The following is a 25,237-nucleotide window of genomic DNA, read 5'->3' as shown; positions in this document are numbered from 1 at the left end:
GATATGAATGAGAAGAAAATACCCTGATCTACGATCAGGGTACTATTAATTAACTATTTGTTCAGTTCTGTAAAATATTTATAAAAAAGAGGGATGGTTTCTATGCCTTTTAGATAATTCCATATTCCAAAATGTTCATTTGGTGAGTGTATTGCATCACTATCTAATCCAAACCCCATAAGGATCGTTTTACTTTTCAATTCCTTTTCGAATAAAGAAACTATAGGAATACTACCACCACTACGCTGTGGGATAGGAGTTTTACCAAAACTATCCTGATATGCTTTACTAGCAGCCTGATATCCAATATTATCTATTGGAGTTACATATCCTTGTCCGCCATGATGTGGTGTTACTTTTACTGTAACTGCGTCTGGGGCCATGTTTTCAAAATGTGTTTTGAACAATTCTGTAATTTCTTCCCAGTCTTGGTTGGGCACTAGGCGCATCGATATTTTTGCATAGGCTTTACTGGCAATAACGGTCTTTGCTCCTTCTCCTGTGTACCCACCCCATATTCCGTTTACATCTAATGTTGGTCGAATAGAATTACGTTCATTCGTAGTATATCCTTCTTCTCCATATACCGCGTTAATATCTAATGATTTTTTATATGCATCAAGAGAAAATGGTGCTTTTGCCATTTGCGTTCGCTCATCGTTTGATAAATTCTCAACTTTATCATAAAAACCAGGAATCGTAATATGATTGTTCTCGTCATGCAAAGATGCAATCATTTTGGTGAGAATATTGATCGGGTTTGCAACTGCGCCTCCATAAAGTCCACTATGCAGATCTCTGTTTGGTCCGGTGACTTCGACCTCTACATAACTTAAACCACGCAATCCTGTTGTAATCGAAGGAACATCCTTGGCAATCATCCCGGTATCACTAATCAAAATTACATCATTAGCCAGCTTCTCCTGATTGCGTTCTAAAAACCAGCCGAGGCTTTTACTTCCAACCTCTTCTTCGCCTTCGATCATAAATTTTACATTGCATGGCAATTGCCCAGTTTTTGTCATAATCTCCAAGGCTTTGACGTGCATATACATTTGTCCTTTATCATCACATGATCCACGTGCAAAAATTGCCCCTTCGGGATGAATTTCTGTGTTTTTGATTACAGGTTCAAACGGTGGACTATCCCAAAGATCTATTGGATCTGGCGGTTGCACATCATAGTGCCCGTATACTAAGACCGTAGGAAGGTTCTTATCAATAATTTTCTCTCCGTAAACAATAGGATACCCAGGAGTCTCGCATATTTCGACCTGATCACAACCCGCATCTTTAAGGCTTTTAAGTACTTCGTTAGCCGTTTTTATAACATCATCTTTATAGGCAGTATCTGCACTAACCGATGGAATTTTAAGTAGTTCAATAAGCTCGTTTATAAATCGATCTTTGTGCTCTTGAACATAAGTATTTATATTTTGCATGAATCTGAGTTAATTTAGGCTTAAAAGTACTAAAAGTTTATATTTTTTAAGAAGGTTGTTTTTATTTTAAAACTATTGTTTATATTTGCACCCGCTTACTAATAAAAGTGAGTGTTTTTGTACTAAGTCCTAAGTGGTACAAAATTCAAAATGCGGGCGTGGTGGAATTGGTAGACACGCTAGACTTAGGATCTAGTGCCGCGAGGTGTGAGAGTTCGAGTCTCTCCGCCCGCACCGAACTAAAAAGCTTCTCTTAATCGAGAGGCTTTTTTTGTATGCAAAATCTTGATGTTATTTGGGAGAAACGAGAAGTTTATCCTGAGCCACGTAGGAGTCGAAGGGAATCTCTTCGCTCGCACAGTAAAACAAAAAGCCGAATCACGCGATTCGGCTTTTTTATTTGAATTAAATCATTGATACGGTTTTCTATTCATGATGGTCCTCACCTCCAAAAGGTTTTAAAATAATCCCTATACTAAATATAAATCCATCGGTTGGAGCATAAATCTCGGAAAATGTAGGGTTATTGTGGGGCGGTAACACCAATGGCGAAAATCTGCTTTGCCTTCTATCGGTAAAGTTTTCAAAATTTACAAAAGTGCTTCCCCATTTAAAATTGCGCATGGCCAATAACCCCATAGTCACAAAATCTGTTGTTTTTATCCCATTTGATAGTAGCTGTGTTCCTGTATAATAGGTTTCATACCCTATTCTCCATTTTGAAGTTTCATACATTACTACACTACCGCCATTGTGCTTTGCTGTAAGTGGTTTTTGAGGATTACCTGGTAAATAATTTAATCTGGTATCGATAAGCGCATAATTTAAAAACCATCTAAAATCTTTATAGGTAAACTTGATATTGGTTTCTGCACCTTTACTTATGATATCTCCCTCTGCATTTTCAAACTGAAATAAACCTGCACTATTATTAGTATTTAATAATAAGCCATCGCGAATTGCGGTAACATAAAATAACTGATTTATAGAGAATCCTATTTCATCTGTTAATTGGGTTTGGTAATTAAAATCCAAATTAACACCATAGGAACGTTCTGCTTCTAAAGCATCTTTATCGATTGGCTGTACATCTCTAAAATTAACAAACTCTGCTTCTTCGGTAAAAATATCGGGGATTTTATATCCTAAACCACCCCCTATTCTACTTGTAAAAGAGCTATTGGATTTGTATAGTAATGAAACTCTTGGTAAAGCAAAGAATCCCCAATCCTGAGCATAATCTGTTCTTAGCCCAGTTTCTAAAATCCAATGCTCTGAAAAATCATATATATTATTGACAAATAATCCATAGGTAATATCGTTTTGATCTCTCTCAATAGATTGAGAATCTTCATCAAATGATACAGAATATAGGTTGGCACCCAATACCCAATCGGCTTTCTCTCCACGCTTTTGATATGTAGCTTCGGTAAATGTATTCCATTGGCTCCCCTCAAACGTAAGATCAGGTATCGTTAGATTTCTATCAAAATAGGCTACACTATTTTTAACAGTAACAGATTGTTGATCATCTATTTTAGTTTCAAATACTGCCTGAGAACTTAACCGTTTCGAAATGTTCTCTTCGGTATACTGATGAATACCATTTTCCCCATCTTCTATCTTTGAAACATCCCCTCCTTTTCTATCATCATAGGTACCGTTAAGACCAAACCATAATGTGGTATTTTTTGATGGGTAATAAAAGAGTTTAGGGTTAATAGTAACCGATTTCGTTTCTGGTAAATTACTAAAACCATCATCTTCTGGATCATATACTTTTTGGTAATGTCCAGAGCCATATAATGCCCAGCCCCATTTATTTTTACGCTCTGCATAAAAAGTATTAAAAGTACTTCCTAAGGCTTGCGTTTGGGTAAACATAATATCTAACTGTGGATCTTCTTTTGGTGTTTTTGAAACCATATTTACCAATCCTGCAATAGCGCCCCCACCATAAAGTGTAGAAGAACTTCCTTTTATAATTTCAAATTGTTTAAGATCTACAGGTGGAATTTGTAATATGCTTAATCCACTAGAAAAACCACCATATAATGGAAAACCGTCTCTTAATAACTGAGTGTATCTACCGTCTAATCCCTGGATCCTGATATTGGTATTACCACTACTCAATGATGTTTGTTGCATTTGTATACCTGTACTCTCTCTTAACACCATGGCAATGTTTGATGCATTCATTGCTACTTTTTCGCCTAATTCTTCTGCGCCAATGAACTCAATCCGTGTTGGAATTCTTTTTATGGTTCTTGTACTTCGGGTAGATTGTAAAACAATAGCATCCAAAGTATTTGCACTTTCTTTAAGATAAAAAACCAACGGATCTTTTAGGGGTACTTGTATCGATTGTTCTACTTCCTCATATCCAACAAAAGAAATCATTACACTATATTCTCCTTTGGATATACCTTCTATTCGGGCTATCCCATCAATATCTGTAATCGCACCTTTTTCTAAAGATTTGATATATACAGATGCACCTGGTAATGCTTCTTTTTCTGTTAAGACTTTAATTTCTATAGTATTTGTTTCGATTGAATCCTGTGCAACGCTCTGTTGAGATAGTAAAACACAAAGTAATGCGATACCCCACAGGCTTACATTTTGTATATTCATTTAATGAGTAATTTAATTGATAAAAAATAATTGAAACACAGTATGTTTCTTTATGTATTAACCAATTAATTGAGGTGGTTGTAATATAGGGAGTGCTATATCTTTAATAATTCCTTCGTTATGAGAGAAAATCTTAGAAGAAATATAAGCTAATTGTGTTTCAAATTGTACAATATTAAAATTAATCACATGCACATGGCAACAATGACATTGACAAAACGGGGAACATTGATCAGATCCATTATGATCATAGTCAATATCCAAATTTTGAGAAATTTCAGCTTGAACATCATCAATATCGGAATATGCATCTTCGCACGGAACAAAATTAAGTGCAAAAAAATATAATGATAATATGATAGTTAAGAATTTCATGGTGCAAAGATAAAAGAAATACACCTTATGACGTCTTATTTTTTAATATCCTGCAAAAGTTTAGTGGCATTTTGCTTATGGCTTTTTTTATTTGTCATACTTCAAAAAACGTAATTGGTGGGTAAGATTTTGCTATTTCCAGAACACTATGTAGATCAACATCAATTAAATACTATAGGCGAAAACCGAAAAGCCTTTAACAGAGTAGGCATTATAAAAAAGTATATATCATGAAAAAATCTGAAAATTCAAAACTGTCATTAGACAAAGTTTCAATTACAAAACTAGACAACATGAACACTATTAAAGGTGGAAATTTAATCCCTGAAACAGGTACCCATTTCCAACAACAATATAGCTTAACAATACTTACCAACCCTTCCCGCTACTAAACAAGGAACGCATATATTACTTATACATAATAACCAGATAACTCTAAGCTTACAAATCCCAGGGTATCATAAATACAAAAACGGCTACAGGTTTATATCTGTAGCTGTTTTTTTAGCATAACATTTCTTCTGGATAACATAATAGAACCAAATCTTAACATACCTTAAGATTATTATCATGATTAGGGAATAAATATTGATGCAAGTATAGTAATAAAAATGCCCAACTACTTAACAACTCCCTAAATTGAACTACCATGTTCTCATTTAAAAAAAACTCCAAAAAAACATTGATCGAGATCGATGATTTGTATAAAAAGGTCATTTCTAAACTCCCTAATCCAAATCGTATAAATTATTGTGAATCCTTAATATATAGATCTAAAAAGGATTTGTTGACTACAAAATGTAGAATTAAAAAAAGGAAACTAAAAAAACTCTTAAAAGTGACCAAAAATGAAATAAAAAGATTGGAAAACGATTTTACTATTTTCTTGTAATTGATGAAGGCTAACTTTCAAATATTCTAAAAAAGAATGAATTTCTATCCTAAATTCATTTTATCTTTACATGCACAACGAAAATTAGCTCATGACATCTGTAGAACAAGCCATTCGACTCGTAAATAAGTACACAAAAACCACAGAAAAAACTACTACTATTGCTGTATCAGCATCTATAGGATCTGTGTTAGCAAAAGACATCGTATCTCCTATCAATATGCCTCCATTTAGACAATCGGCTATGGATGGCTATGCTTTGGGTTCTGTAGAAGAGAAATCGTTTTCCCTGGTTGGCGAAGTACAAGCTGGTGATAATACCGATCCAAATATTGCAAAAGGAGAAGCCATTCGAATTTTTACAGGGGCTCCTGTACCTTCTGGTGCAAAAGCCGTTGTAATGCAAGAAAAAGTCATTATCGATAATAACACAGTTGTTTTGCAAGAGGCAGCTTCGCTAGACTCAAATATCCGCCCCGAAGGTGAACAAATAAAAAAAGGTGAAATCGCACTAGCTAAAGGAACTGTAATCACACCTGCTGGGATAGGGTATTTGGCAACTTTGGGGATTACTCATGTCGAAGTGTACCAAAAACCCTCTATTGCCATTATTGCAACAGGAAATGAATTAATCCCCCCTGGGCAATCCTTACAACACGGTCAGATTTATGAAAGTAATTCTGTGATGCTATCCACAGCACTTAATGCTTCTGGGTTTTCTAACATTGAATTTTATAAAGTTGAAGACGAATATAACGCTACCAAAACCATCCTAGAAAAAGCACTACAAGAGTATGACGTAGTTTTGATTTCTGGTGGGATATCGGTAGGAGATTATGATTTTGCTGGTAAGGCACTTCGTGATATAGGAGTTGAAGAAATCTTTTACAAAGTGAAACAAAAACCAGGAAAACCACTCTTCTTTGCCGAAAAAGATAACACTACCATATTCGCATTACCCGGTAATCCTGCTTCATCACTAAGTTGTTTTTATATTTATGTAATTCCGGCATTGCTCAAAATCTCGGGATACGCAGAGAATAGTTTACCACGAAGTACAGCTATTTCAGATGGTACCTACATTAAAAAAGGAGAACGAGCAGAGTTCTTAAAAGCAACTGTAAAAGATCAAAAAGTTACTATTTTAGATGGCCAGGCGTCTTCAATGCTTCGGTCTTTTGCACTAGCAAATGTTATTGTATATCTCCCAGAAGAAGTTACCGAGGTTGGCCCTGGTGATGCTTTACAGATCATTAATTTGCCATAAAAAAGGTGAAAGATGATAATTATCATCAAATAATCTAGTTTCAAAATCTTTATTTGCTAAAATTTAGATAAAGAAAATCTAACCTAAGAAAATCGTTGTATCTTTAAAAACCAAACGGTAATCATGGGCTATAAAATTAAGAGTAGAATCTGGATAGAATCTGAAGACGGAGTATTCCTGGGTGAAGGAAGAGTTCGTTTGTTAAAAGCAATAGCAAAAACAGGTTCTTTGAGCAAAGCAGCAAGTACTTTAGAAATGTCTTATAAAAAAGCATGGAATCTACTCGATAGCATGAACAAAACTGCCCAAGAGCCTTTGGTAATTACATCTACCGGTGGAAAAGGCGGTGGCGGTGCCTCTCTTACGATTTATGGAGAGAAGGTAATAAAAACCTTTGATACTATTAATCAAAAATGTTGGGAATTTTTAGACCATGAGTTACAACAAATTTCTCTTTAAGCTCCTTTATTTTTAAAATGAATGAAGAAAAAAATATAACCGGAATTATACTGGCTGGAGGCAAAAGCTCCAGAATGAAAAGTGAAAAAGGACTTGTACTACTTGATGATAAGCCTTTTATTCAACATATCATCGAAGCGATTCGACCATTAGTATCACAACTTGTTATAGTCAGCGGTAATTCGGATTATGATGTATTTGGAATCAAAAGAGTTGAAGATATTATACCAGAATCTGGCCCGATAGCGGGATTGCATTCGGGATTAACCTATTCAACCACAGAAAATAATTTGGTAGTAAGTTGCGATGTCCCATTGGTTACTACTTCATTTTTAAAACAGTTATTGCAAAATGAAAAAGAAGATCATGATATCATTCAGTTTGAGGTCGAAGGAAAAACAATGCCGTTAATCGCTGTCTATAAAAAAAGGTGTACAGAAAAATGCCTGGAACTGCTTACTAAGGGCGAGAGGCGTTTACGTATGCTCATGCATGAACTACAGGTAAAAACAATTCCTGTTTCAGAAAAAGAACAATACCTGACTACAAATATTAATACCATTGAAGATTTAAAAGCAATTAGGGATGCAATTGACCATTAAATATTTTGGAATGTTGGCCGAAGCCACAACAATTACCGAAGAACAATTCTATACTGAAAGCTGTTCTGTGTCTGAGTTACTGAAAAAATTGAGAACCCAATACCCAGAATTAGGCAAAAAAGATTTTAAAGTGGCTATTAATCAACAATTGGTAGATCATAGCTATGTTATTAATACCGAAGCAGAAATTGCATTATTACCTCCTTTTGCAGGAGGATAATTAAAAATAAAATGAAATCAAGCAATCGATATAACAGACAAATTATACTGCCAGAGATAGGTGAATCTGGTCAGGAAAAACTTAATGCATCCAAAGTATTGGTTATAGGAGCAGGTGGATTGGGGTGCCCAGTTTTGCAATACCTTACTGCAGCTGGTATTGGCACTCTTGGCATTATTGATTTTGATGTAGTAGAGGCTTCTAACCTGCATCGCCAGGTGTTGTACGGTGATAATTCTTTGGGGAAAAACAAATCTTTGGCAGCCAAAGCCAGGCTTACAGACCTCAACCCTTCAATAATGATCAATGCATATCCAGAGAAACTAACCACAAAGAATGCATTGACTCTTTTTTCTGAATATGACATTATTGTTGACGGGACTGATAATTTTTCTACTCGATATTTGGTGAATGATGCTTGTGTAATTACAGACAAACCTCTGGTATATGCTGCTATTTTTAAGTATCAAGGTCAAGTATCTGTATTTAATTATCAAAATGGTCCTTCTTATCGGTGCCTTTTCCCCGATCCTCCAAAAGCAGGAAGCGTTCCTTCTTGTGCCGAGATCGGAGTTTTAGGCGTATTGCCCGGCATTATAGGGAGCATGCAGGCTAATGAAGTATTAAAAATAATTTTAAATCTAGGTAATGTCCTTAACGGGAAACTCTTGATGTATGATAGTCTAACAGCGCAATCTTCGTCATTTTCTATTAACCGCGTTTCCTCTGAAATATCAAAAGTGCTTGCTTCTGCAAAAAACTTTGAAACTATAGATTATGATCTTTTTTGTGGTATCAAACAAGTTTCTGAAATTACGGCAAAAGATGTATTCCTGTTAGAAGAGGTCCAGTTTATTGATGTTCGAGAAGCTTATGAACAACCAAAAATCGAAAACCTGAACCCTAGTGGTATTCCTTTGGGTAATCTTCAACAGCAAATAAATGATCTAGATAAAGAAAAAGAAACCATAGTGTTTTGTCAATCAGGTATTCGAAGTAAAAAAGCGGTAGAAATTCTTTTAGCCAATGGGTTTGAAAATGTATCACATGTAAAAGGAGGAGCTGTTGCAATTTCTGAATACCAAATGTTAAAAGAAGTTTAGAATTTATATATGGAAAAAAAGAAACCAAAAAACGTATTTAAACAAGGTGCCATTTCATCAGAATTTATTGGTGAATCTATTGCAAAGCATCAAACTAAAACTAGTATTGGAGCTCATAATATCTTTTTAGGTCAAGTACGTGCCGATGAGATTGATGGTAAAATTATTACCGCAATCGATTATACCGCTTATGAAGAAATGGCGAATCAAAAGTTTCATGAAATCAGAGAAGCTACATTCGATAAATTTGACCTTACTTGTATGCATATTTATCATAGTTTAGGAAGAGTAAATGCTGGAGAAATTTGCCTGTTTGTTTTTGTGTCATCCCCAAGAAGAAAGGTAGTTTTTGAAGCATTAGAATATGTTGTAGAAGCGATCAAAGCAGACGTTCCTGTTTTTGGAAAAGAAGTTTTCGAAGATCAAACGCATCAATGGAAACAAAATAGTTAAGAAAATACCAATTTGTCATTCCGGCGTAGGCTGGAATCCAAAACGAATATGATATATGTACTATGGATCCCAGTCTTCACTGGGATGACAACATAGAAATATAAATAAATGTTATTTAAAATACATGGTAGACATCACACATAAAGCATCTACACTAAGAGTAGCCACTGCACAAGCAGTGGTAAAAGTAAGCAAACCCGAAACTATCGATGCCATACAAAAAGGAACTGTACCCAAAGGAGATGTATTTGCAATGAGTAAAGCAGCCGGACTACTTGGTGTAAAAAAAACACCCGACTTGTTACCAGATTGCCACCCTTTACCTATCGAATATACAGGTATTGATTATAAAATTGAAGGTTTAGATATTACAGTATTGGTGACCATAAAAACGATATATAAAACCGGTGTAGAAGTCGAAGCTATGCATGGTGCAAGTGTAGTGGCCTTAAATATGTATGATATGCTTAAACCCATTGACAAAGGGGTAGAGATTCATCATATTAAATTACTTGAGAAAAAAGGGGGGAAATCAGACTATAAAGATAAATTTAGAAGAGACCTTCAGGCAGCTGTTATTGTATGTTCTGATACTATTTCTGAAGGGAAAAAAGAAGATAAAGCAGGAAAAGCCATTATTGCAAAATTAGAAAACTGCGAAGTAGGCATTTTGGATTACATCATTATTCCTGATGAAGTAGAAATCATTCAGGAAAAAGCGAAGCAGTATCAAGAACAAGGAGCCGATTTGATCATTTACACCGGAGGTACAGGCTTATCAAAACGTGATGTAACTCCGGAAGCTATAAAACCTCTTTTAGACAGAACAATACCCGGTATCGAAGAAGCAATTCGCAAATATGGCCAGGATCGTATGCCCTATGCCATGTTATCCAGAAGTGTAGTGGGAACGATCAAAAATACTTTAGTAATGGCACTCCCCGGATCTACCAACGGAGCCAAAGAATCGATGGAAGCTATTTTTCCTGAAGTACTGCATGTATTTAGAATTTTAAAAGGAGCGAGACATGACTAAATCCAACATACTTACAGATACATTTGGCAGAAAACACAATTATCTTCGTATTTCGCTTACAGAACGTTGTAATCTTCGCTGCACGTATTGCATGCCGGCAGATGGGATTCAGCTATCTCCCAAGGCACATATCATGACCTATGAAGAGATCTACACTATCGCCAAAGAATTTGTGGATCATGGTGTTACAAAAATTCGCTTAACAGGCGGCGAACCATTAATCCGTAAAGATGCCGCTCAGATTATAGAAAAACTCGCTTCGCTACCGATACAACTTACCTTAACCACTAATGGTGTTATCGTAGATAAGTTTATCGATCTTTTTAAGAAATGTGGCATCAAAACCCTGAATGTAAGCCTAGATTCCCTGGATGCTACGAAAAATAAAGAAATCACAAGAAGAAATTATTTTGATAAAGTGTACCAAAACATTCTGCTGCTGGTGAAAGAAGGGTTTCATGTAAAGGTAAATTGTGTTTTAATGAAGGGCTTCAATGATAATGAGATTATTGATTTTATTAATTTAAGTAAAAACCTACCCTTGCATGTAAGGTTTATAGAATTTATGCCTTTTGATGGTAACCAATGGAATATGGATAAACTGGTTTCGCTAAAAGAAATCCTTTCCGAAGTGAATTCAAACTTCAAAAAAAATGAAATCATAAAACTAAAAGATGCTCCTAATGATACTACCAAAAGTTATCAAATAAAAGGATATCAAGGTACATTTGCCATCATAAGCTCGGTGACTAATCCTTTTTGCGATGGCTGTAATAGAATTCGTCTTACTGCAAATGGGCAAATCAAAAATTGTTTATTTTCTTCAAAAGAATCAGATTTACTAACACCACTTAGAGAAGGAAAACCCATATCCCCTATCATTCAAAAAACTATTCAGTCTAAATTTAAAATTCGTAGTGGGATGGATACTATAGACAAATTCAAAAAAATAGATGGTCATAATAATCGAAGTATGATTACAATAGGAGGGTAAATTACACTATTTCACAATACAAACAGAATTCACATTTCCTTTGCCGTCATACTCTTTTACGGTATTATCGGGATCCAGTATCCATTTGTTATCTACGATGTACTTATAATGATATTTCCCTCCAGAAAGCATAAGGGTATCTACCCAGCCGCTTTTGGTTTTGGTCATTTTACACTCATTCTCTGACCAATTATTAAATGACCCCGTTAGAATTACTTCTTGTGCCTCTAAATTACCATTAAGTATAAACTCTTTAGGAGCTTTAATATCTATAAAGGAGTTATATTCGTTAAATTCGTTTCTCTTTTTTAAAGGGTTATCAGGATCTTCAATCCAATCCCCATCGACAATAAATTTATATTCGTATTCTCCCGGTTTTATCTTTAGAGTTATTGTCCAACAATCTTCGGCCTTGGTCATTCTAAATAGATTTTCATTCCATTTATTAAAACTACCACTTAGCACTACTTTTCTTGCCTTAGTATGGCCATTAAGTGTAAAAGTAATATTGCCTTCTTTGTCGGGATAAGCCATATACATTTTTAGATTATAGGCGGGTAATGCATGTCCGTTCTTAAAAGCTCTAACAGCATTACTATATTCTTTGGCAGGTTCTGCCCAATAGGCATTGTTGATCACAAATTTAAATTCCCAGGAGAACTCATCGGTAAAATCACTTAGTTTTTTTCTCAATTCATATCGGTTCTCATCAATCTTGGTCATATTCCAGTTATTCTTTGACCAATTATTAAACTCCCCGGCAACTACCACTCTTTTTATATCCAGATCCTCAAAATCAAATACATTCCTAAACTTATCTGCAGTGGCAATTTTATAGTCTCTCTTATCAAAGGTAAAGATTAGCTCATCGCCTTCTATTCTATATCCTTTAAAAGGTTCGGTTTGAGCAAAAGAATGACTGCTTGCAAAAGCAAGTACAAAAATAAAGCTATATAGTATTGTTCTACTCAATTTCGTAATATTGGGTAATCTACAAAGTAAAGCTTTTCTTTTTGATAATTGATAATTGTTCTTTTTTGTCGAAAAAATTCGTATCCCAAAACACCATCCAAATCAGTCCCAAAAGCTTCATTCATCTTATTTAAATTGGTCAATATTGTATTCATAGGTCCAAAATAAACTGTTTCACTTAGTCTTACACGATACAATTTTCCTGCCATAACTTCGATCTTGTTATTACTAGCTCCTAATAATACCAATCGTTTCTTTGGATAAAAGTATTTGAGTGTTTTTTTTCTTAGTTTTTTATTTATTTGATTAAACTCGGCGGCAGTATCTAATCCAAATTTTACGTGTTGATCTCCAATATACCCTTCTATAACAATCGTGTGGGTTTTCAATCTAAAATCAACACTATCTATAATTTTTTCAGCATAGACATTCTGGTCTAACTTAACTCCAAATCTATCAACCTTGGTTAAAGTAATTTGATTTAGATGCATATCTACAAATACTTCATAGTCTCTTAAAACACTATATCCTATAATTCCCAACAAGTGCATTTTTTTTGCCTTCTCGATATGGGATAAATCAACGATATCTGAAATTTGATTTTTCAGATTAAAATTTCGTAATATAAATTCTTTTACATGTTGCTCAAATGTATCGTCCATCACGGCTATAACACCCGAGGTTTGCTTTCTTTTGGTAAAAAAATGATCTCTTTGCGGAAAATGCACTTCGTTTAACATCAATGTTTCTGATCCCGTATCAATTATGAAACTCCCTTTTTTATCATGCAGTTCGGCCTCTACAACAATTAAGTGATCGACAAGTTTAAAAGGAATTCGAGCAGTATATTCATTAAGAATCTCGGCTTTGGGAAATATAATACTAGTTTCTGAAGAGAAAATCCAAGACACATTATCACTTGCTATAGCTGCAGTATTACAAATCAAATACAGTACTATGAATGATAGAATCTTCCCCATGTTGAATAAGACCTTCTCCCATACAGTATGTTACACTTTTTGTATGTTTTATCGCTAATTTTAATATAAGATTAAGAAAGTGCACCTCCTATGCAGTATGATAAATATCATTGTTATCCTATTGGATCTGGGCTAATTTTAAGGATATAAAAACAGTACAAAATGAAAAATATCCTGCTTCCAACCGATTTTTCTGATAATGCGAAGAATGCTATATACTTTGCCATGGAGTTTTTTAAGAACGAACTCTGCACTTTTCATCTTCTTAATGTTCAGAAAGCATCCAATTATACTACAGATGATCTCATGGTGGCTCCGGCAAATACGTCGATCCATCAATCGGTAATTAGCGAAGCAAAAAAGAAACTTACTCTTATTATTGAAGATTTAAAATCGGAATATTCAGATCAAAACTATACGTTTCATTCAATAACAGATTATGACCTCTTTACAGATGCTATAAGACAAGCCGTAAAATCCAAAAGTATTGATCTCATTGTTATGGGAACCAATGGTGCTACCGGTGCTTCTGAGGTAGTGTTTGGAAGCAATACATTAAATGTTATTCGAAAAATAGATTGTCCAACAATCGCAATACCCCAAGGATATTCCTATAAAAACCCAAAAATTGTCTTATTTGCTATTGATTATAGAGATCACTTTACCACAGAAGGTATAGAACCCTTAATGGATACCATAACAAAACATAAGTCTTCATTACGTATACTTAAAATTAAAGAAGATGAAACCGTTACTGTTGCAGAATTTGATGATAAAAAACATATGAAAGAATTCTTTAAAGAAATCAATCATACTTTTCATTCTATAATTAATGTACCTACAGCTTTGGCCATTAACAGTTTTGTACAGATCATGGATGTAGATATGACCGCAATGTTTATCAAAAGAGAAACATTTATGGAGCGTTTTTTTAAGGGATCCGAGACTTCAAAAATTAGTTATGGAACCCGAGTCCCCTTATTGATCATGCATAATTAATGTGATCAAAAACCTTTTAGGGCTTATGATACTTTTTGTTTTCCTTACTCTTTACATCCTAATTGGAATTTTTATTATTTTCAGGTTGCTATTAAATGGCATGCGCCCTACAAAAACCCTGGCATGGGTACTTGCAGTGTTTACAATACCAGTTGGTGGGATATTATTATACTTGATGTTAGGTCGAAATAGAAGAAAAAATAAGCTATATAGGCTTAAACGTACTCCCAAAATCATCAATTACATTGAAAAAACTTTAGATCAATACCCATCAATTACCGAAGAGGAATATACAGAACATCATAAAATTATTTCTCTAATTACCAGAAACTCATACTTTGCCCCAAGCACAGGAAATGATTTAAAACTACTTAAAAATGGTGAAGTTACTTTTCAAGCGATATTCAATGCTTTAGAACAAGCTAAACATTTCATCCATTTAGAATATTACATTTTTGAAGAAGGTGAGCTATCAAAAAGCCTTTTTGAGCTTTTTCAAAAAAAGGTAAAAACCGGTGTGAAAATACGTATTCTTTATGATGGTATTGGGAGTATATCATTAAGCAAAAGGTATATTAAAAAACTTAAGCAAATAGGTGTAGAAATTCATAAGTTTCTGCCCATACGATTTGGTAAGTTTTTATCATCAATAAACTACAGAAACCATCGTAAAATTATTGTAATCGATGATAAAATTGCCTTTACAGGAGGTATAAACGTATCTGATAAATATGTTAAAGGTGATCTTAATCTAGGAACCTGGCATGACATGCATCTACAACTTAAAGGTCCTATTGTGCATAGTCTACAAGCTATTTTCGCAATGGATTGGTATTTGGTAAGTACCGATGATAAAATTTTAGAAACTTCATACTTTCATCCTCATCAAAAAGCAGAGGGATCTACAGCTCAAATTGTACATAGTGGTCCAGATTCAGATTTTTCTGCCACTCAGCAGATGTATTTCTCTATCATTAATGAAGCCAAAGACTATGTATATATTACGAATCCTTATATTATTCCAGGAGAATCTATTCTCGATGCCTTAAAGGTAGCATCATTAAGTGGAGTCGATGTGAGATTATTACTTTCAGACAATTCAGATAGTAAAATTGTGCGATGGTGTGTTCGCTCTTATTTTGAAAGATTGCTGCAGGCCGGAGTAAAAATTTACTTATTCTCTGAAGGGTTTTTGCACAGTAAAACTATTGTAGCCGATGATACCGTATCCTCTGTTGGGACTACCAATCTGGATATTCGAAGTTTTGAACAAAACTATGAAGTGAATGCCGTGGTATATGATGATTCTTTTGCAATAGCTTTAAAAAATGATTTTTTAAATGATTGTAATCAAAGTATTCGGTTAAACTATAATACTTTTGTACAACGACCGTGGCAGGATAAACTAAAAGAAGGTATCGCCAAGATATTTAGCCCGGTTTTATAATATGTAAGCGATGGAAAAATCAAAGAACATTGGGTTAGTTTTGTCGGGAGGGGGTTTTAAAGGTGTTGCACATATTGGCGCAATACAGGCTTTTGAAGAAGCCAAAATAATCCCTAAGTATGTTTCTGGCACTAGCGCCGGGGCTATTGTAGGCTCTTTATATGCAGGTGGGTATTCTCCCGAAGAGATTAAGAGTTTTTTCAAAAAAACTCCAATATTCAAATTCAATCGATTCACCAGAAAAAAAGCTGGTTTTTTAGATTCAGAAAAGTTTCAGGACGATCTTGAAACCTTTTTTCCTGATAATTCATTCGAAGCCTTACAGAAAAAACTATGCATAACAGCCACAAATCTAGTCGAAGGCACCACAAAAGTATTTAGTACGGGAGAGCTTATTAAACCGATATTAGCTTCAGCAGCATTTCCTGGTGTTTTTACTCCTGTATTGATCGGCGGAGAATTATATGCAGACGGTGGAATCCTAGATAACTTTCCATTAGAACCATTAAAGAAAAAATGTGACTTCATTATTGGCATTGACGTATCTCCTATAAAAAAACCAAAGATTACAGATTTTAAGCACTCATATAATGTAATGCAACGTGCCTACTATCTTAGAGCAATGCCCAATGCCGAAGTAAAATTTAAACAATGTGATATTGTAGTACAGCCAAAAAAGTTGGTTAATTATGGTATCTTCAATAGTAGCAGTTTAGAAAAAGTATATGACCTGGGTTATCAAGAAGCAAAAACGCAAATTGAACTGTTTCTAAAAAATGAAGAAAAATGATCGAAGAGATAAAAAAAAACTACGGCAGCCTTTTTGAAAACGAACTACTCGAAGAAATTAATCAAGTAGGTACTTTTAAAGAAGTTCCTGAAGGTTTTGAGCTAATCAAAACAGGAAGTTATATAAAATCAATGCCTTTAATTATTAGTGGTGCGATAAAAATACTACGGGAAGATAATGATGGTGATGAGTTATTGTTATACTTTTTAGAACGAGGAGATACTTGTGCAATGACATTATCTTGTTGCTTGGGAAATCATAAAAGTGAGATTAAAGCAATTGCCGAAACTGATGCTAAGCTGATCATGGTGCCTATTGAAAAAATGGAGGAATGGACCACAAAATATAAATCCTGGAGAAACTTTGTGTTTGATAGTTATCACAAACGATTAATAGAGGCCATAGAAACTATAGATAGTATCGCTTTTCTAAAAATGGACGATCGATTACTAAAATATCTTACAGAGAAGACAAAGGTTAACCAAGATACGATTATCAATAACACACATCAAGAAATAGCCTATGACCTTCATACTTCTAGAGTCGTAATTTCTAGATTACTTAAAAAACTTGAGCAAGATGGTAGAGTTAAACTAAATAGAAATAATATCGAGGTCATTCATATGTAGTCTTATGTAACAAATGTTACTGCAATACCTGTTTCCCAAAGTTATTTTTGGCAAAAAAGTAATTGATGGAAATAACAGAAATTCTAGGATACTCTGGAGCACTATGTATAGGAGTTGTACTAGGTTTAATTGGTGGTGGTGGCTCTATACTTACGGTTCCCGTATTTGTTTACCTTATGCATATCAATCCAATAACTGCAACAGCATACTCATTGTTTGTGGTAGGAGTTTCGGCTCTTGTGGGTACAGTTAATAATGTAAGAAAAGAGTTGGTGGATCTACGCACTGCATTTGTTTTTGCTATACCTGCATTTATATCGGTGTACACCACCAGAAAATACCTTGTTCCTGCTATTCCAGATACGCTTTTTAGTATTCAGGGATTTATAATTACCAAGAGCATCGGGATAATGATCTTTTTTGCAATCATTATGCTCCTGGCTTCAATTTCTATGATAAAAAACAACAAAAAAGATATTGAAATAGAGACCAAAGTAGTATATAACTATCCTTTGATCGTGATCGAAGGTTTTGTTGTTGGTGTTTTAACTGGGATCGTTGGTGCCGGTGGAGGGTTTCTAATCATTCCTGCATTGGTTTTGATGGCAAAATTACCTATGAAAAAAGCGGTGGCTACTTCATTGTTAATCATCGCGATTAAATCTCTTATTGGGTTTATAGGTGATATAGAAAACCTGGAAATAGAATGGAACTTTCTATTGATTTTTACTACCATTTCTGTAATCGGAATTTTTATAGGAATGTATTTATCAAACTACATCGAAGGTAAAAAGTTAGAAAAGGGTTTTGGATGGTTTGTTTTGGCCATGGGTATTTATATAATTATTAAAGAAGTAACTTAAATCAAGGTTTGTAACAATTGTTACTGTATTGAAATAATAATTGCCTTATTTTTGGCAAATAAATAATAAACAAATAGTATTTCTTCTCAAAAATAGAAAATACGTAAAGAATAGAATAAATGAAAATAGAACAAATATATACAGGATGCCTTGCACAAGGAGCATATTATATAGAAAGTAAAGGTGAAGTTGCTATTATAGACCCCTTGAGAGAAGTAAAGCCATACATAGAAAAGGCACAAGAAGATCATGCCAAAATCAAATATATTTTTGAAACGCATTTTCATGCCGATTTTGTGAGTGGTCATGTGACTTTGGCAAAAGAAACTGGTGCCGATATAATATTTGGCCCACAAGCGAATCCTTCTTTTGAAGCTGTTATTGCAAACGATGGTCAAGAATTCAGGCTCGGAGACATAACCATCATAGCTATGCATACTCCTGGCCATACCATGGAAAGTACAACGTATCTTCTTAGAGATACAGACGGAAAAGATCATGCGATCTTTAGTGGTGATACCCTATTTTTAGGAGATGTGGGACGCCCTGATCTTGCTCAGAAAGCAGCTCATATGACACAAGAACAACTAGCCGAAACACTCTTTGATAGCTTACGTGATAAAATTATGCCTTTGGCTGATGATGTAATTGTATATCCCGCTCATGGAGCTGGTTCTGCATGTGGTAAAAACATGATGAAGGAAACGGTAGATACCTTGGGAAATCAGAAGAAAATGAATTATGCACTTCGCGCAGATATGACTAAGGCAGAATTTGTAAAAGAAGTTACCGATGGATTGCTACCTCCTCCATTATATTTTCCGCTTAATGTGAAAATGAACAAAGAAGGATACGCCGATATTGATGAAATTCTTGAACGTGGAGGAAAACCTTTATCTCCAGAAGATTTTGAAGCAATAGCCAATGAAACCGGTGCTGTAGTATTAGATGTAAGACATCAAAATGAGTATGTAAAAGAACATATTCCCAGATCTATATTTATAGGAATTGGAGGAGATTTTGCTCCTTGGGTAGGAGCACTGATTGCCGATGTAAAGCAACCAATTCTTTTAGTAGCACCAGAAGGACGTGTCGAAGAAACCATTACACGGTTATCACGTGTAGGATTTGACAACACTTTGGGATACTTAGAAGGAGGATTCGAAGCCTGGAAAAAAGCAAGTAAAGACTACGATAGTTTAACATCTATATCGGCTTCAGAATTTAAAAATGTTCTCGACAAAGAAGAAGTTCCCGTTTTTGATGTACGTAAGGAAAGTGAATTCGTTGCAGAACACCTCGACAAAGCAATCAATTCTCCTTTAAGTTTTATTAATGATTACTTATCAGAATTTCCAGAAGATAAAACCTTTTATGTGCATTGTGCAGGTGGATACCGTTCTGTAATCGCCGCATCTATTTTAAAAAATCGTGGTATTCACAACTTAATCGATGTTGCTGGTGGTTTTAAGGATATTAAAGAAGTAGGTGTCCAAACCACAGATTATGTGTGCCCTTCTACCCTAAAATAAGTTCAATCAAGGATACAATGGAAGATTTTAATCACAAAACTCATTGGGAAACAGTATATAAAAATAAAGATCTCAAAGACGTTAGTTGGTATCAGAAAATACCTAAAACGTCTTTGAGTTTTATAAAGTATTTCGAACTTCCTAAAACTGCAAAAATAATTGATATTGGAGGTGGTGATAGTTTTTTGGTAGATCATTTACTTGATTTAGGATATAAAGATATTACTGTACTTGATATTTCTGAAACAGCCTTGAATAAAGCTAAAAAAAGATTAGGAAGCGATGCGAAAAATATAAAATGGATCGTAGCCAATATTGCCCATTTTAAACCTACCGAAAAGTATGATATCTGGCATGATCGCGCAACATTTCATTTTTTGAATAAAAAAGAAGAAATCAATAGTTATTTAGATACGATACAGCATAGTATAACTGCAGGAGGAGCTTTGATCATCGGAGCTTTTTCTGAAGATGGCCCTACAAAATGTAGTGGGATTGACATCACTCAATATTCTAAAAAATCTATGAATGATATTATGAAAAATCATTTTGAAAAAGAAAAATGTACCTATGTAGATCATAATACTCCTTTTGATACTACTCAAAAATTTGTCTTCTGCGGATTTAGAAAAAAATAGTTATGTAACATATGTTACTGACTAGCATTTATAAATTTAATTACTTCGCCCCAAAATATTATTTATGAATTGGATTTATGACCCCTGGCCTTGGTATGTTTCTGGACCATTAATAACACTAGTGATGTTTTTATTACTAATGATTGGCAAAAGATTTGGCATGTCGTCTAATCTAAAAACCATGTGTACGATTTGTGGTGCTGGTAAAACGTCTAACTTTTTCAGGTTTGACTGGAAAGCACAACGTTGGAATCTAATTGTAGTTTTGGGGGTAATCATTGGCGGATATATTGCTACTAATTTTTTATCAACAGACACCACGGTAGCTCTAAACACAACTGTAATTACTGATCTACAATCCAAAGGTTTCGAAAGTGCAGGAAATGCATATATGCCAGACTTGTTGTTCTCTAATGAAGTCTTTACCAATCCTAAAGGTTTACTTCTGTTAATAATTGGAGGTGTACTAGTAGGTTTTGGAGCAAGATATGCAGGTGGATGTACATCCGGACATGCAATATCCGGATTAAGTGATCTACAATTACAGTCACTTATAGCAGTGATTGGTTTTTTTATTGGTGGTTTAGTTATGATCCATCTTATTTTTCCCTTAATTTTTTAAAAGTATGCGCTCAATTATATATTTAGGTATTGGTATTTTCTTCGGAATTGTTTTATTCAAATCTGAAGCTGCTTCCTGGTTTAGAATTTATGAAATGTTTCAGTTTGCATCTTTTCACATGTATGGAATCATTGGTTCTGCGGTGGGATTGGGTATTATTGTAATCCAACTCATCAAAAAATATAAAATGAAATCTTTTTATGGCGAACATATTACAATTGATCCTAAGAATAAGGGGCTTAGCCGATATATACTAGGCGGAATCATTTTTGGGTTAGGCTGGGCTCTTGCTGGCGCCTGTCCAGGACCTATGTTTGTTTTACTAGGATCTGGATATATGCCAATTATCATCGTAATCTTAGCCTCTGTTCTGGGTACGTTCCTGTATGGATTGGTAAAAGATAAACTACCCCACTAATTCTTTTTGTGTAAGTTCATTTGTACCGGATCCTTGTTGTTGCCAGCAGTTGATATTGTAAAAAGTAGTTTCTGCAATATTAGTAAGAGCTTCTTTGGTTGCAAAGGCCTGATGTGGAGTAAGTAATACATTTGGCAAATTGATCAAGCTTTGCAAGAAAGTATCCTTTGGTTTATTTTTAGAATGATCATAGAAAAAGACTCCACTTTCATGCTCATATACATCTGTACCATATCCAACAATTCTTTTTAATTCTAATGCCTGTATGATATCTTCGGTACATACAACTCCTCCTCTGGCCACATTAATAAGTATGGCATCTTTTTTCATATGTTGAATCACATCTTTATTTATCATATGATGTGTTTGGGTAGTAAGTGGGATACTCAAAAAGATGATATCAGATTGCTTACATAAATTTTTTAGATTTACATAAGAGGCATCATAGTTCTCCTTTATCTTATGGTCTTCACAAATATCATAAACAATGATCTTGCAACCAAAACCGTGCATTATCCTGGTGATTACCTTTCCTATTCTGCCTGTTCCGATAATCCCTACTGTTTTTTTATTGAGATCAAAGCCAACAAGATTACTCAATGAAAAATTGTAATTGCTTACTTGTTCATTAGATTGAATTAATTTACGATTTAAAGCCAATAAAAGAGCCACTGCATGCTCGGCTATAGCATGTGGTGAATACCCTGCAACGTTGGCCACTTTAATTCCTAGTTTTTTTGCCATTACAAGATTTACATTATCATATCCTGTGGAGCGAAGTGTAATATATCTGATTCCAAAGTCCTTCAACCTCTCTAAAACTACCGATGATGCATCATCTGCAGAAAAAATAGAAATTATATCAAAACCTAATGCCAATCTAGCAGTTTTTAAAGTTAACCTCTCTGGTATATACTTGATTTGATGCCCTGCACTATTTGCTTTTTCAAGAAAAGGAATTTCAAAATCCTTAGCACTATATATCAAGATCTTCATCTGTAAGTTCTTCTATGATTAATAATTGTTGCCCCTTTAGTGCCCAAATCACTACTTTCACATAGTCATTCACGGCTTTTTTGGTATTTTCTGGTTCAGTGATATCAATAGATCCTTTCCAAATTAATTCCTTCTCTTTTTCTGGGCAAATACAGTATAATGATGATTCTGCATGAAAAACCTGATACTCTTCATAGTAATCTTCATCATGATATATTTCCTGGTTTTCATAATAATCTTCCTTAAAACTCTTAAACGTTTTATCAAGATTTCTATACGCTTTTACCACGGTCACCTTATCCTCAACTCCCACTACTTTTGAAAGTAAAATAGCATCAAAACCTTGTTCAATCAATTGTTCTTCCAGTGCCATCAATTCTTCTTCAGTTCTGGGTGAAGTAGTGAATTTTTCCTGAAAGAAACCAAGACTTTTTATCGCATTAACCCCGCTTTTTTTTAATTCTCCTGCCAATTTCTTCTCAAATATTTTTCGATTACCTTCATCAGGAGTAATACCAATAACCAAAACTTTTTGAGCTTCAAAAGTGTCAATATCAGGATTCTTCCAATTTTCAACCAATTCGCTAGAGGTACAGCTATAAAATAGCCCTGCAATAAATAACAAAAACAGATAGGGTTTGTTCATGATTTCTAGGTTTATTTAATTATTTTATCTAATCGTTTTACCAAAACATTAGTGTAATGAGATGTTTTTTCTATAATTGATTCTCCGGATATCACATCTACATCTTCCAAAGCAATATTACTGCTTCCTACTGTAGAGAGAATGATAAGTTTATCCAATTGATCCGGATAGTTTTTAATAAACTTCTTTACATTACGCGGTGGGCTGCCATACTCCCAGGAATTAATAATAAGTAAGGCATCCCATTTATCTATATTTACTGTAAACAGGGTGTATACATCTATTACTTTAAAATAAATAGTGTCTTTTTCATAATGCCGTAAAACTCCTTGCACCAATGAATCTTTGAATTTACTGCCTTGTGAAGCTATCAATACTTTGGTTTCTAAATTAGGATTATTAACCTCGAAAGGGATTACGGTATCCATAGAGTAGGTATACTCATACCACCCCCAAAATACTGCAAAGAGTACAATGGCAGAACCCACAACTAGTATAAGAATACGTTTCATGGGAATGTCTTAATTGAGTAATCGTTTTTGTTTACCTTGTTTCATTATGGTTTTGATCAACTCAAAAATCTTTCTTTTTGTATCCTTATAGTTATTAAGATATTGACTAACTTTTATTACCAACGCACGGTGATCTTCTTTATATTGTTTTTCTTCGACCGGTTGATCTTTTCCATCCACTAATATGGTGAGTGCATTATGATGATTGATTATTTCTTTTAGTAATGGTTCTAAACCTTTTCTCTCTTCTGCTAAATCATTAACCACCTTTTTACTTTTTTCAAAAATTTTTTCCGAAATAAGTTGTAGTGCGTAATTCTCCATAAGGTCATCCAAAAAATGCTGTTCATCTTTGATGAATTTGAGTTCAGAAACCCAGGTTAGTGCGGCCTCATGTAACTCGTCGGGACTTTGCCACTCTACATACTTTACGTTTGGTTCTTTTGCTTTCATAACTTTTAATTTTAAAAGAAAAGGCAGAAAAAATTACCCCCATTTTTCTGCCCTTCCTTATGGTTTAAGCTATATCAATCACTCTCTTTGGTGGTTCTTTAGAATCTTCTCTTTTTAGAAGATTAAGTGTAAGAATTCCGTCTTTGTACGTAGCTTTAACCTTTTCGTTTTGATCTACACTGCTTGGCAATTGTAGCTTTCTGTCAAACGAGCTATAATTGAATTCTCTGCGCATATAATTCTCCTCTTCTTCTACCTCTTCTTTGCTGCTTTTTGCGCAAATGTGCAGAATGTCATCCTCTATCGTTACTTCGATATCTTTTTTTGAAAAACCAGGAACCGCAAGTTCTATGTCGAAATCATCCTTGTTTTCTTTGACATTCATTGCCGGAAGATTTTTATCTCTTATAAAAAAATCATCTGCAAAAAAATCATCGGTATCCAACCAGCTAGGAACCCTATCATTGATCCAGGGAAATCTGTTTTTATTAAATTTAATTATTGACATAATGTTATGGTTTATTAGAGTTATTAATTCATTTATACTTCTAAAATTAAGGTGTCTAAAGGCTGATAAAAATGATAATTATCAGTTTAGCTGTATTTTAACTTTACTCGATTATCCAGATTTAAATGCTCCGAGACTTGCCCCGAGGTAGTTTACTTCTTTTTCTTTTTCAGGATGTTACCTGTATAATTGAAAATGTTGGCTTTTAGTTTCCTGAAGTTTTTAAAGAAATCATCGAATGTTATTTTCATCAACTCATGCTCCTGATAGTAGGAATGATCATAAGAAATAAAATCAAATTCTAACATTCCACCCAGTACACTTTCATGTTTTCTGATACTTTGGTTAATGTTCTGTATTTCTTTTTCTGCTATTGTGATTTGTTCTTTATACTCTTGTAATCGTTCAAAGAGATTAGGTGTATTTGGTTCAAACACATAAGCATTAAGTAGTTGATTAATAAAGTGAATTTCTCCCTTAATAAATTGAAGACTGGATTTCCAGTCTAAGGTTTCTAGATGAATTTCTTTGAGTTCTTTTTCTAACGAAGGTTTTGCTGCAGTTTTCATTTTTATTGGCTTTAAGGCTGAAGAGTAATATACCTTAATACAAGGACTAAAAAAATGATAATTATCAGGTTATACGTGTTTTTTTAAGCCAATCTGGATCTAAAATTTATCCTCCTTATTACACTATAGCCTCTCCCGGGAGATATTTTTGTATTCTCCACATAAAAAAGTGAATACGAAGCACTT

Annotated in this window: 29 protein-coding genes and 1 tRNA gene; 19 read left to right on the top strand and 11 right to left on the bottom strand. The window is 34.3% G+C overall.

The genetic code is table 11. The features are described 5' to 3' along the window. Positions 1-53: 53 nt before the first annotated feature. Positions 54-1,442 carry a dipeptidase gene (locus tag ABW637_RS05785; protein ID WP_367583694.1) on the bottom strand — a complete coding sequence of 463 codons (1,389 nt, stop codon included), beginning with the start codon at positions 1,440-1,442 and terminating at the stop codon, positions 54-56. A gap of 152 nt (positions 1,443-1,594) precedes the next feature. Here ABW637_RS05785 and ABW637_RS05780 point away from each other — a divergent pair. Then, positions 1,595-1,676 (top strand) — tRNA-Leu (locus ABW637_RS05780). A 192-nt stretch (positions 1,677-1,868) separates the two neighbouring features. On the opposite strand, the gene ABW637_RS05775 is transcribed toward ABW637_RS05780, so the two are convergent. Next, positions 1,869-4,076, bottom strand: a complete 2,208-nt coding sequence (locus ABW637_RS05775; RefSeq protein ID WP_367583693.1) for a TonB-dependent receptor — start codon at positions 4,074-4,076, stop codon at positions 1,869-1,871. A gap of 57 nt (positions 4,077-4,133) precedes the next feature. Further along, positions 4,134-4,451, bottom strand: coding sequence for a DUF6660 family protein (locus tag ABW637_RS05770; RefSeq protein ID WP_367583692.1), 318 nt, complete (start codon positions 4,449-4,451; stop codon positions 4,134-4,136). Positions 4,452-4,681: 230 nt separating this feature from the next. Here ABW637_RS05770 and ABW637_RS05765 point away from each other — a divergent pair, with 230 nt between their 5' ends. From ABW637_RS05765 to moaA, 9 genes are all read left to right on the top strand, one after another. Beyond that, complete coding sequence (locus tag ABW637_RS05765; protein WP_367583691.1) at positions 4,682-4,843, top strand: hypothetical protein; 162 nt, start codon at positions 4,682-4,684, stop codon at positions 4,841-4,843. A gap of 591 nt (positions 4,844-5,434) precedes the next feature. Continuing rightward, positions 5,435-6,610 carry a molybdopterin molybdotransferase MoeA gene (locus ABW637_RS05760; protein WP_367583690.1) on the top strand — a complete coding sequence of 392 codons (1,176 nt, stop codon included), beginning with the start codon at positions 5,435-5,437 and terminating at the stop codon, positions 6,608-6,610. Positions 6,611-6,733: 123 nt separating this feature from the next. Beyond that, on the top strand, positions 6,734-7,069 hold the full coding sequence (locus tag ABW637_RS05755) for a winged helix-turn-helix domain-containing protein (RefSeq protein WP_367583689.1): 336 nt from the start codon (positions 6,734-6,736) through the stop codon (positions 7,067-7,069). A gap of 17 nt (positions 7,070-7,086) precedes the next feature. Next, positions 7,087-7,671 (top strand): molybdenum cofactor guanylyltransferase, encoded by a 585-nt coding sequence (mobA, locus tag ABW637_RS05750; protein WP_367583688.1) that lies wholly within the window; start codon positions 7,087-7,089, stop codon positions 7,669-7,671. Next, complete coding sequence (locus tag ABW637_RS05745; protein WP_367583687.1) at positions 7,655-7,891, top strand: MoaD/ThiS family protein; 237 nt, start codon at positions 7,655-7,657, stop codon at positions 7,889-7,891. The genes mobA and ABW637_RS05745 overlap by 17 nt, the downstream gene beginning before the upstream one ends. Positions 7,892-7,902: 11 nt before the next feature. Then, entirely contained in the window at positions 7,903-8,994 is a 1,092-nt protein-coding gene (gene moeB / locus ABW637_RS05740) for a molybdopterin-synthase adenylyltransferase MoeB (protein ID WP_367583686.1), read from the top strand. A 9-nt stretch (positions 8,995-9,003) separates the two neighbouring features. After that, positions 9,004-9,447, top strand: a complete 444-nt coding sequence (locus tag ABW637_RS05735) for a molybdenum cofactor biosynthesis protein MoaE (RefSeq protein ID WP_367583685.1) — start codon at positions 9,004-9,006, stop codon at positions 9,445-9,447. Positions 9,448-9,571: 124 nt separating this feature from the next. Next, complete coding sequence (gene moaCB, locus ABW637_RS05730) at positions 9,572-10,483, top strand: bifunctional molybdenum cofactor biosynthesis protein MoaC/MoaB (RefSeq protein ID WP_367583684.1); 912 nt, start codon at positions 9,572-9,574, stop codon at positions 10,481-10,483. Then, the gene (gene moaA / locus ABW637_RS05725; RefSeq protein WP_367583683.1) at positions 10,476-11,477 is read left to right on the top strand and encodes a GTP 3',8-cyclase MoaA; all 1,002 of its coding nucleotides are present in this window, start codon (positions 10,476-10,478) and stop codon (positions 11,475-11,477) included. Before moaCB ends, moaA begins: the two co-directional genes overlap by 8 nt. Positions 11,478-11,483: 6 nt before the next feature. Here moaA and ABW637_RS05720 read toward each other — a convergent pair whose 3' ends face one another. Then, positions 11,484-12,449 (bottom strand): glycogen-binding domain-containing protein, encoded by a 966-nt coding sequence (locus tag ABW637_RS05720; protein ID WP_367583682.1) that lies wholly within the window; start codon positions 12,447-12,449, stop codon positions 11,484-11,486. Continuing rightward, a complete protein-coding gene (locus ABW637_RS05715) occupies positions 12,446-13,429 on the bottom strand; it encodes a hypothetical protein (RefSeq protein WP_367583681.1) in 984 nt (327 codons plus the stop codon). Before ABW637_RS05715 ends, ABW637_RS05720 begins: the two co-directional genes overlap by 4 nt. 162 nt (positions 13,430-13,591) lie before the next feature. Here ABW637_RS05715 and ABW637_RS05710 point away from each other — a divergent pair, with 162 nt between their 5' ends. The 9 genes from ABW637_RS05710 (at position 13,592) to ABW637_RS05670 (ending at position 21,367) form a co-directional block, all read left to right on the top strand. Further along, positions 13,592-14,428, top strand: a complete 837-nt coding sequence (locus tag ABW637_RS05710) for a universal stress protein (protein WP_367583680.1) — start codon at positions 13,592-13,594, stop codon at positions 14,426-14,428. 25 nt (positions 14,429-14,453) lie between these two features. Then, a complete protein-coding gene (cls, locus tag ABW637_RS05705; protein ID WP_367583679.1) occupies positions 14,454-15,875 on the top strand; it encodes a cardiolipin synthase in 1,422 nt (473 codons plus the stop codon). A gap of 10 nt (positions 15,876-15,885) precedes the next feature. Then, positions 15,886-16,665: a patatin-like phospholipase family protein gene (locus ABW637_RS05700; RefSeq protein WP_367583678.1), complete on the top strand. Its 780-nt coding sequence runs from the start codon at positions 15,886-15,888 to the stop codon at positions 16,663-16,665. Further along, the gene (locus ABW637_RS05695; RefSeq protein WP_367583677.1) at positions 16,662-17,294 is read left to right on the top strand and encodes a Crp/Fnr family transcriptional regulator; all 633 of its coding nucleotides are present in this window, start codon (positions 16,662-16,664) and stop codon (positions 17,292-17,294) included. Before ABW637_RS05700 ends, ABW637_RS05695 begins: the two co-directional genes overlap by 4 nt. Before the next feature lie 65 nt (positions 17,295-17,359). Next, entirely contained in the window at positions 17,360-18,157 is a 798-nt protein-coding gene (locus tag ABW637_RS05690; protein WP_367583676.1) for a sulfite exporter TauE/SafE family protein, read from the top strand. 119 nt (positions 18,158-18,276) lie between these two features. After that, positions 18,277-19,689: an MBL fold metallo-hydrolase gene (locus ABW637_RS05685; protein ID WP_367583675.1), complete on the top strand. Its 1,413-nt coding sequence runs from the start codon at positions 18,277-18,279 to the stop codon at positions 19,687-19,689. A gap of 17 nt (positions 19,690-19,706) precedes the next feature. Continuing rightward, a complete protein-coding gene (locus ABW637_RS05680) occupies positions 19,707-20,327 on the top strand; it encodes a class I SAM-dependent methyltransferase (protein WP_367583674.1) in 621 nt (206 codons plus the stop codon). Positions 20,328-20,391: 64 nt separating this feature from the next. Further along, positions 20,392-20,949, top strand: a complete 558-nt coding sequence (locus ABW637_RS05675) for a YeeE/YedE family protein (RefSeq protein WP_367583673.1) — start codon at positions 20,392-20,394, stop codon at positions 20,947-20,949. A gap of 4 nt (positions 20,950-20,953) precedes the next feature. Beyond that, the gene (locus tag ABW637_RS05670) at positions 20,954-21,367 is read left to right on the top strand and encodes a YeeE/YedE family protein (RefSeq protein ID WP_367583672.1); all 414 of its coding nucleotides are present in this window, start codon (positions 20,954-20,956) and stop codon (positions 21,365-21,367) included. On the opposite strand, the gene ABW637_RS05665 is transcribed toward ABW637_RS05670, so the two are convergent. The 6 genes from ABW637_RS05665 to ABW637_RS05640 form a co-directional block, all read right to left on the bottom strand. Beyond that, entirely contained in the window at positions 21,356-22,363 is a 1,008-nt protein-coding gene (locus ABW637_RS05665; protein ID WP_367583671.1) for a 2-hydroxyacid dehydrogenase, read from the bottom strand. The genes ABW637_RS05670 and ABW637_RS05665 overlap by 12 nt on opposite strands. Beyond that, a complete protein-coding gene (locus ABW637_RS05660; protein ID WP_367583670.1) occupies positions 22,344-23,009 on the bottom strand; it encodes a hypothetical protein in 666 nt (221 codons plus the stop codon). The genes ABW637_RS05665 and ABW637_RS05660 overlap by 20 nt, the downstream gene beginning before the upstream one ends. A gap of 11 nt (positions 23,010-23,020) precedes the next feature. After that, a complete protein-coding gene (locus ABW637_RS05655; protein WP_367583669.1) occupies positions 23,021-23,521 on the bottom strand; it encodes a hypothetical protein in 501 nt (166 codons plus the stop codon). A 9-nt stretch (positions 23,522-23,530) separates the two neighbouring features. After that, positions 23,531-23,974, bottom strand: coding sequence for a hypothetical protein (locus tag ABW637_RS05650; RefSeq protein WP_367583668.1), 444 nt, complete (start codon positions 23,972-23,974; stop codon positions 23,531-23,533). A gap of 64 nt (positions 23,975-24,038) precedes the next feature. Next, entirely contained in the window at positions 24,039-24,482 is a 444-nt protein-coding gene (locus ABW637_RS05645; RefSeq protein ID WP_367583667.1) for an Hsp20/alpha crystallin family protein, read from the bottom strand. A gap of 152 nt (positions 24,483-24,634) precedes the next feature. Next, positions 24,635-25,051: a hypothetical protein gene (locus ABW637_RS05640; protein WP_367583666.1), complete on the bottom strand. Its 417-nt coding sequence runs from the start codon at positions 25,049-25,051 to the stop codon at positions 24,635-24,637. Positions 25,052-25,237 lie beyond the last annotated feature (186 nt).

This window comes from Aquimarina penaris, from assembly GCF_040786285.1.
In the GTDB taxonomy this organism is placed as follows: Bacteria; Bacteroidota; Bacteroidia; order Flavobacteriales; family Flavobacteriaceae; genus Aquimarina.
Note: the sequence above shows the minus strand (reverse complement) of the source record. Positions and strands in the feature narration are given on the sequence as shown.

Bases quoted from the DNA above. Each gene is read 5' to 3' on its own strand.
- ABW637_RS05785 (WP_367583694.1), bottom strand. From the start codon at position 1,442: ATGCAAAATATAAATACTTATGTTCAAGAGCACAAAGATCGATTTATA.
- moeB (WP_367583686.1), top strand. From the start codon at position 7,903: ATGAAATCAAGCAATCGATATAACAGACAAATTATACTGCCAGAGATA.
- moaA (WP_367583683.1), top strand. From the start codon at position 10,476: ATGACTAAATCCAACATACTTACAGATACATTTGGCAGAAAACACAAT.
- ABW637_RS05760 (WP_367583690.1), top strand. From the start codon at position 5,435: ATGACATCTGTAGAACAAGCCATTCGACTCGTAAATAAGTACACAAAA.
- ABW637_RS05755 (WP_367583689.1), top strand. From the start codon at position 6,734: ATGGGCTATAAAATTAAGAGTAGAATCTGGATAGAATCTGAAGACGGA.
- ABW637_RS05735 (WP_367583685.1), top strand. From the start codon at position 9,004: ATGGAAAAAAAGAAACCAAAAAACGTATTTAAACAAGGTGCCATTTCA.
- ABW637_RS05670 (WP_367583672.1), top strand. From the start codon at position 20,954: ATGCGCTCAATTATATATTTAGGTATTGGTATTTTCTTCGGAATTGTT.
- cls (WP_367583679.1), top strand. From the start codon at position 14,454: ATGATACTTTTTGTTTTCCTTACTCTTTACATCCTAATTGGAATTTTT.
- ABW637_RS05645 (WP_367583667.1), bottom strand. From the start codon at position 24,482: ATGTCAATAATTAAATTTAATAAAAACAGATTTCCCTGGATCAATGAT.
- ABW637_RS05660 (WP_367583670.1), bottom strand. From the start codon at position 23,009: ATGAACAAACCCTATCTGTTTTTGTTATTTATTGCAGGGCTATTTTAT.
- ABW637_RS05685 (WP_367583675.1), top strand. From the start codon at position 18,277: ATGAAAATAGAACAAATATATACAGGATGCCTTGCACAAGGAGCATAT.
- ABW637_RS05675 (WP_367583673.1), top strand. From the start codon at position 20,392: ATGAATTGGATTTATGACCCCTGGCCTTGGTATGTTTCTGGACCATTA.
- ABW637_RS05770 (WP_367583692.1), bottom strand. From the start codon at position 4,451: ATGAAATTCTTAACTATCATATTATCATTATATTTTTTTGCACTTAAT.
- ABW637_RS05710 (WP_367583680.1), top strand. From the start codon at position 13,592: ATGAAAAATATCCTGCTTCCAACCGATTTTTCTGATAATGCGAAGAAT.
- ABW637_RS05665 (WP_367583671.1), bottom strand. From the start codon at position 22,363: ATGAAGATCTTGATATATAGTGCTAAGGATTTTGAAATTCCTTTTCTT.
- ABW637_RS05775 (WP_367583693.1), bottom strand. From the start codon at position 4,076: ATGAATATACAAAATGTAAGCCTGTGGGGTATCGCATTACTTTGTGTT.
- ABW637_RS05715 (WP_367583681.1), bottom strand. From the start codon at position 13,429: ATGGGGAAGATTCTATCATTCATAGTACTGTATTTGATTTGTAATACT.
- ABW637_RS05640 (WP_367583666.1), bottom strand. From the start codon at position 25,051: ATGAAAACTGCAGCAAAACCTTCGTTAGAAAAAGAACTCAAAGAAATT.
- ABW637_RS05680 (WP_367583674.1), top strand. From the start codon at position 19,707: ATGGAAGATTTTAATCACAAAACTCATTGGGAAACAGTATATAAAAAT.
- ABW637_RS05650 (WP_367583668.1), bottom strand. From the start codon at position 23,974: ATGAAAGCAAAAGAACCAAACGTAAAGTATGTAGAGTGGCAAAGTCCC.
- ABW637_RS05700 (WP_367583678.1), top strand. From the start codon at position 15,886: ATGGAAAAATCAAAGAACATTGGGTTAGTTTTGTCGGGAGGGGGTTTT.
- ABW637_RS05765 (WP_367583691.1), top strand. From the start codon at position 4,682: ATGAAAAAATCTGAAAATTCAAAACTGTCATTAGACAAAGTTTCAATT.
- ABW637_RS05655 (WP_367583669.1), bottom strand. From the start codon at position 23,521: ATGAAACGTATTCTTATACTAGTTGTGGGTTCTGCCATTGTACTCTTT.
- moaCB (WP_367583684.1), top strand. From the start codon at position 9,572: ATGGTAGACATCACACATAAAGCATCTACACTAAGAGTAGCCACTGCA.
- mobA (WP_367583688.1), top strand. From the start codon at position 7,087: ATGAATGAAGAAAAAAATATAACCGGAATTATACTGGCTGGAGGCAAA.
- ABW637_RS05695 (WP_367583677.1), top strand. From the start codon at position 16,662: ATGATCGAAGAGATAAAAAAAAACTACGGCAGCCTTTTTGAAAACGAA.
- ABW637_RS05690 (WP_367583676.1), top strand. From the start codon at position 17,360: ATGGAAATAACAGAAATTCTAGGATACTCTGGAGCACTATGTATAGGA.
- ABW637_RS05745 (WP_367583687.1), top strand. From the start codon at position 7,655: ATGCAATTGACCATTAAATATTTTGGAATGTTGGCCGAAGCCACAACA.